Genomic DNA, 6241 nt, shown 5'->3' on the forward strand with positions numbered 1-6241 from the left:
GCGTTGGCCGACTTGAGCTGATAGGTGTCGAGGAAGTTGTTGTTCACCGCGCGCAGGTGCCCGACGTAATGGGTGCGCCAGGCCAGCCGGACCGAGCTGGGCCCGGCCAGGTGGATCAGCGTGGTGGTCTCCATCAGGTTGTCGGCGGTCTCGAAGGCGGAGTTGCCCTTGCCGATGATCAGCACCCGCTGGTCGAGATAGTCGCGCGGGTCGACGCTCATCACGTCGTAGCCCTCGGCGAGCTCGAAACCGGGGATCTCCGGCTCGTAGGTCTTCGACACCCCCGTGGCCACGACGACCGCCCGCGCCTGCCAGCTCCGGTCGCCGGCCTCGACCGTGAAGAGGTCGCCGCTCCTGGTGACCCGGGTGACGCGGGTGCCGTAGCTGACCTTGACGCCGGTCTTGGCCGCGAAATCGGCGAGGTACTGCACCATCACGTCGGCGTCGGGGAAATACCGCTCGGTGTAGGACGTGAAGAGCAGCGCCGGGTCGTCGGTGAGCAGGGAGTTCCAGTCGAGCCGCAGATTCAGCTCGGGGTCGTCCGTACCCGTGTGGGGTTTGTTGATCGAGATGAGCTGGCGGTGCCGCGGATAGGTGGCGAAGAACGCGCCCGGCGCGTCCGCTCCCTCCAGCACCAGATAGTCGCGCTTGCCGTCGGCCTCCAGCAGGGCCGCGAGCTGAAGACCGGCCGGCCCGGCCCCGATGATCAGGTAATCAAGCGTCACGGCGGTCACCGTACGAGCCGGAAATCAGAGATTTATCAAGCTTTTCGAGAATCGCGGCCGCCGTGCGCACATCCGCGTCGAGCGGCCGGTCCGGATCGACCGGCGGGATCTCCTCCAGCGCCCGGAGGGTACGGTCACAGCCCGCCGCCGTGGGCCGGCGGGCGCCCACGTGCACGGCCTGCCGCAGGCCGAGCCCGAGCGAGCCGGTGATCAGGCGGAGCAGTTCGGCCTGGTCCAGCGCGCGCAGGGCGGCCTGCGTGCCGAGCGGGATGACGTCCTGGTTGTGCAGGTTGGTGGGGAGGCTCTGCAGGCTCGCGGGCACCGAGTCTCGCCGGATCTCGGCGATCAGGGCCGTCGACGCGAGCTGCACACCCTGCAACCCGTGCTGCTGCCCGGGTCCCGCCGCGAGCATGGGCGGCAGCCCGCCGTTGCGGACCGGGTCCACGAGCAGGTCCAGCTGCCGCTCGGCGAGGTTGCCGACCTGCGCGACCACCATGGACAGCACATCGGCGGCGAAGGCGGCGGGCTGGCCGAAGAAGTTGCCCCCGTGCACGACCTTGTCGCCGGCCGGGAAGAATAGCGGGTTGTCGCTCACGCCGCCCAGGTCCGCGGCGACGACGCCGTCCACGTAGCGCAGGGCGTCCTCGGCCGCGCCCAGCAGCTGCGGCGAGCACCGGATGCTGTAGGGCTCCTGCAGCGGCCGGGTGCCGGTCCCGGTCAGGCCGGCGGAGATCGAGCGCATCGTCGCGCCCACCTCGATCGCGCCGCGGTGACCGTAGGCGGCCAGGAGCGAGGCGTCCAGGAACTGCGGGTCGCAGCCCAGCAGGTCGGCGAGCAGGCAGCTCAGTGCCTGCACCACGCGGTGGGACGTGCGGACCCGGTCCAGCGCCAGAGCCAGCGCGGCCGTGGTGAGCGACGTGCCGTTGACCAGGGCCAGCGCGTCCCGGCCGTCGAGCGGCAGCGGCTCCAGCCCGGCCCGGTCCAGCGCCGCCGCGGCGGGCATCCGCTCGCCGTCCACATAGGCGTGCCCGCGCCCGCGCAGCGCCTGGGCGGCCGCCCCGAGCGGGATCAGGTCACCGCTGGCACCCACCGAGCCGAGCCGGGGCATCGCGGGCGTGAACGTCGTGCCCAGCGCCGCGGCCAGCGCGTCGAGCACGTGCGGCGAGACGCCCGACGCGCCCTGCGCCAGGGACCAGGCGCGGACCAGCAGCGTGGCGCGCACGACGTCCGGGGCGAGGTCCGGGCCCTGTCCCGCCCCGAGGTGGGCGAGGGTGTTGTCGGCCTGGTCGCGCTGGTCGGGCCGGCCCGCGTACCCGACGAGCGCCCCGAACCCGGTCGTGGCGCCGTAGATCGCGCGGTCGTCGCCCAGCGCCTTGCTCAGGAAGGCGCGGCCGGTCGCCACGCGGTCGCGTACCGGCGCTCCGATCACGACCGTGACCGGGCCCGCGGCCGCGCGCAGGTCGGCGGTGCGCAAGGGCGCCGCCAGATCCACCTCAATCGTCATGGGACCGGACGTTAGAGACGATTTCTCAGAGCGCTCTGAAATCGGCTCAGTAGGTTGCGGCACATGACGCACGACTACCTGATCATCGGGGCCGGCCCGGCGGGTCTGCAGCTCGCCGCCCTGCTTTCGCGCGACGGCCACGACTACGTGGTGCTGGAGGGCGGCCCCCGGCCCGGGACGTTCTTCGAGACCTATCCGCGGCACCGGCAGCTGATCTCCATCAACAAGGTGTGGACCGGCTCCGACGACGCGGAGTTCAATCTGCGCTCGGACTGGAACTCGCTGCTGACCGATAATCCGGCCCTGCTGTTCAAGAACTACAGCAAGCGCTATTTCCCGGCGGCGGACGATCTCGTGCGCTATCTCGCCGACTTCGCGCGTGGCCTGAATGTCGTCTACGACACCAGGGTGACGTCGGTTTCCGCCGAGGGCGGCCGGTTCCTGGTGCGGTCCGGCGCCAGGTCCTGGGAAGCGAGACAGGTCGTCGTCGCCACCGGCGTCTCGCAGCTCTATGTGCCGCCGATCGAGGGCGCCGAGCTCGTGGAGCGCTACGACACCGTCAGCGTCGACCCCGGCGACTTCGTCAACCAGCGGGTGCTCGTCATCGGCAAGGGCAACTCGGCCTTCGAGACCGCGGACGCGCTCGTCGAGACGGCGGCCACCATTCACGTCGCCGGCCCGCACTCCATCAAGCTGGCCTGGCAGACCCATTACGTCGGGCACCTGCGCGCGGTGAACAACAACTTCCTGGACACCTATCAGCTCAAGTCGCAGAACGCGGTGCTGGACGGCACGGTCGAGCGGATCAGCCGCCGGGAGGGCGGCGGGTTCCGGGTGCTCTTCCGGTACGCCCGGACGGTCGAGAAACTGCGCGAGCTCGAGTACGACCGGGTGATCCTGTGCACCGGCTTCCGGTTCGACGCCTCGATCTTCGCCGGGCCGGCGCGGCCGGAGCTGGTCATCAAGGACCGTTTCCCGGCACAGACCCCGGCCTTCGAGTCGGTGAACGTGCCCGGGCTCTATTTCGCCGGCACGCTGAGCCAGCAGCGCGATTTCAAGAAGTCCACCAACGGCTTCATCCACGGCTTCCGGTACGCCACCCGCGCCCTGCACCACATCCTGCGCGAGCGGCACCACGGGCAGCCCTGGCCGTCCCGGGAGCTCGAACTCTCCCCGGAGGCGATCACCGAGGCCGTCATCGCCCGGATCAATGTGACCTCGGCGCTGTGGCAGCAGTTCTCGGTGCTCGCCGACGTCGTCACCGTGACCGGCGACACCGCCTCCTACCTCGAGGAGGTGCCGGTCGCCTATCTGCGGGACGCGCACCCGGACGTCTTCGCCTTCGTCGTGACCCTCGAGTACGGGCCGGACCACGACCAGGTCGACCCCTTCGACGTCACCGTGCCCCGGGTGGCCGAGAACGACGCCGCGGCCGCGCACGACGCCAGTTACCTGCACCCCGTGGTGCGGGTGCTGCGCGACGGGCAGATCGTCGCCGAGCACCACCTGGCCGAGAACCTGGAGAACAACTGGGACCTGCCCGCCGTCCACCAGCAGCCGCTCGAGGTCTTCGTCAAGGGCGTCCTCGCCGATGTCCGCTGACGTCTGGCCGCAACCCGTCCTCGATCTCCTGGCGGCCGGCGGCGACCGCCCGGTCTTCGAGGACGGGCCGGCCGTCACCACCGCCGCGGAGATGTCGGAACTGATCCGGCGGATCGCCGCGGGGCTGCGTTCCCTCGGGGTGGGCCCGGGCGTGGGAGTGGTGCTGCCCCTCGGGGTGACGGCCTCCGCCTTCGCCGCCACCATGGCCGCCTACGCCGTGGGGGCCCGGGTGTCCGGCGCCCGTCCCGAGCTCGTGCCGGACGCTGTCGTGGTCGATGAGGCCCGGCTGGCCACGCTCGTCACTTTCGACAGTGAGCCGCTGCGCGCGGCGGGACGACCCGGGGACCCCGCGCGGATCATCTGGACGAGCGGCAGCACCGGTACGCCGAAGGGCGCGGTCCAGACGTACGCGGCGATGTCGGCGGCCTGGGCCCCGTACCCGGACCGCTGGCCCCCGGCGGTTGCCGAGCTCGCCTCCCGCCTGCGGCGCTACCTGGTCTTCGGGTCGCTGAGCAGCCAGGTGATGCTGGAGTACGGCGTCCTCACCCTGGCCGCCGGCGGCACCCTCGTCGCCGCGGCCCGCCCGGTCTTCCCGGACGCCCTGGTCGAGCATCGGGCCACGGCGAGCGTGATCACCGTCGGCAAGCTGCACCAGCTCGTCCGGGAGCAGCGTGCGCACCCCGCGGACCTGAGCCACCTGCGGGCGCTGATGGTCTCGGGGTCGCCGCTCGCGCCGGGCCGGCTGGCGGAGGCCCTGGAGGTGCTCGGGCCGGTGCTCTTCCACGGGTACGGCCAGACCGAGACGTCGATGATCGCCATGGCGACGCCGGGGGAGATGCTGGCTTCCCCCGCGGTTCTGGAGACGGTGGGCCGTCCGGCGGTCGAGGTGTCCGTCCGCGCCGGGGAGATCTACGTGCGGGCGCCCGCGCAGGCCTCGTCGTACTGGCAGGACCCCGGGGAGACGGCCGAGGTGTTCGTCGACGGCTGGGTGCGCACGCGTGACCTGGGTTCCCTTGGCTCGGACGGGTATCTGCGGCTGGCCGGGCGGGCGCGGGACGTGGTCATCGTCAACGCGATCCTGGTGCACGCCGGGGCGGTGGAGCGGGCGCTTGCTACCGACGCCGCGGTCGCCGAGGCGTACGTGGTCGGGGCTCCGGACGAGACCACGGGCGAGGCTGTGCACGCGTACGTGGTGCCGGCCACCGGAAGGACGCCGGATCCGGACGTGCTGCGCAAGCTGGTGGCCGTCCAGCTGGGTGATCTTGCCGTGCCGCGGTCCGTGACCCTCGTCGACCGCGTCCCGCTCGCGCCCAGCGGGAAGCCGGACAAAGCGCAACTCCGGCAGCTCAATAACGATTTGTGACGTCCGCCCCACGGGCTTGAAGATCCACGTAGCCTGCCTGTTAGGTAAGGCAACCCTTCATCACTACTCGTGGAGTCTTCCCCCATGCGTTTCGTCCCGTCCCGGAGCCGCCGGCTGTTCCTCGCCGGTGTGGCCACCGCCGTTGCCCTGAGTGCCTGTTCGACGACCGGGACGGATGACGACAGCGCCGCCGAGCCGGCTGCCTCCGCGTCCGCGGCCGGGCAGTTCCCGGTCACCATCGCCACGGCGTTCGGCGACGTGACCGTGCCCAAGCAGCCCACCAAGGTGGTGACGCTCGGCTGGAGCGATGCCGAGGTCGCGCTCGCGCTCGGCGTGCAGCCGGTGGGCGACGCCGACTGGCTGGCCTTCGGCGGCGACGGCCAGGGCGCGTGGAACCAGGGCAAGTACACGACCCCGCCGCAGATGGTCGGCACCCTCGAGCTCGACATGGAGAAGATCGCGGCGCTGCAGCCCGACCTGATCCTCGACACCCGTTCCAGCGGGGACAAGGCCCGCTACGACCAGCTCGCCGCGCTCGGCGTGCCGGTGGTCGACATCCCCAAGGGCGGCGAGGCCTACAAGACCACCTGGGAGCAGCAGCTCGAGATGGTCGGCAAGGCGCTGGGCAAGTCGGCCGAGGCGACCCAGCTCAAGTCCGACCTGGAGGCCCAGTTCCAGCAGGTCGCCGCCGCGAACCCGCAGTTCGCCGGCAAGACCGTCACGGCGGGCGTCAAGACGAGCCAGAGCTGGGGCGCCTACGTCTCCGGCGACGGCCGCGTCGACTTCCTCACCAAGCTCGGCTTCACCTCGTCGCCGAAGGTCGAGGCGCTGAAGAAGGACAGCTTCTTCGTCAGCCTCTCCAACGAGCAGCTCAACACCCTCGACGCCGACCTCACCACGGTCTTCATGATCGGCCTCACCGCCGATGAGGTGAAGGCCGACAAGCTGCTGCAGGCCGTCCCGTCGGTCAAGGCCGGCCACGTCGTCTACCTGGACGACAAGGACATCTCCGCCGCGTTCTCCAGCAACTCGGTGCTGGGCCTCAAG

The 6241-nt window shown here is 71.1% G+C and carries 5 protein-coding genes; 3 read left to right on the forward strand and 2 right to left on the reverse strand.

Features of this window, described 5'->3' with window-relative positions; translation table 11 throughout:
* The coding region (locus RBH18_RS42665) for an NAD(P)-binding domain-containing protein (protein ID WP_306216228.1) at window positions 1-725 on the reverse strand (725 nt) is incomplete at its 3' end.
* Window positions 715-2229 (reverse strand): aromatic amino acid ammonia-lyase, encoded by a 1515-nt coding sequence (locus RBH18_RS42670; RefSeq protein ID WP_306216229.1) that lies wholly within the window; start codon window positions 2227-2229, stop codon window positions 715-717. The genes RBH18_RS42670 and RBH18_RS42665, both read right to left, overlap by 11 nt.
* A gap of 63 nt (window positions 2230-2292) precedes the next feature.
* On the opposite strand from RBH18_RS42670, the gene RBH18_RS42675 reads away from it, so the two are divergent.
* The 3 genes from RBH18_RS42675 to RBH18_RS42685 form a co-directional block, all read left to right on the forward strand.
* Window positions 2293-3831, forward strand: a complete 1539-nt coding sequence (locus RBH18_RS42675; RefSeq protein ID WP_306216230.1) for an NAD(P)-binding domain-containing protein — start codon at window positions 2293-2295, stop codon at window positions 3829-3831.
* A complete protein-coding gene (locus RBH18_RS42680; RefSeq protein ID WP_306216231.1) occupies window positions 3821-5194 on the forward strand; it encodes a class I adenylate-forming enzyme family protein in 1374 nt (457 codons plus the stop codon). The genes RBH18_RS42675 and RBH18_RS42680 overlap by 11 nt, the downstream gene beginning before the upstream one ends.
* Before the next feature lie 84 nt (window positions 5195-5278).
* Window positions 5279-6241, forward strand: a 963-nt coding sequence (locus tag RBH18_RS42685; RefSeq protein ID WP_306216232.1) for an iron-siderophore ABC transporter substrate-binding protein, incomplete at its 3' end; no start/stop codon positions are given.

The organism is Actinoplanes oryzae (genome assembly GCF_030757795.1).
Taxonomy (GTDB): domain Bacteria; phylum Actinomycetota; class Actinomycetes; order Mycobacteriales; family Micromonosporaceae; genus Actinoplanes.